The organism is Micromonospora sp. NPDC047620, assembly GCF_043205005.1.
In the GTDB taxonomy this organism is placed as follows: Bacteria; Actinomycetota; Actinomycetes; order Mycobacteriales; family Micromonosporaceae; genus Micromonospora.
The window spans coordinates 1-286 of the sequence record NZ_JBIDDG010000126.1 but is presented as its reverse complement, the minus strand read 5'-3'; positions in this window follow the sequence as shown (position 1 = coordinate 286).

Sequence of the window (286 nt, the reverse complement as noted above, 5' to 3'; positions counted from 1 at the left end):
AATGTCTGGACGCACAACGGCTTTCACAGCAGGAAGTGTGGCTTCGCCGAACCTCTGATCGCCCCCGACATCCGGCCAAGCACAGGAGACACCTGCCACCGCCAACGCCGCCACACCGACAACCGTCACCACCGATGCGACCAAACCCCAGCCAGACATCTCAATCACCCGACTCGCCCCTCGGATCACGCGGAGCCGAGGCCGGATCCGAAGGAATAGTGGGTCGCGCCCGCGCATAGGTAACCTCCGGCTCGACCACCTCCACATCGCATGCCGCGCACACAAT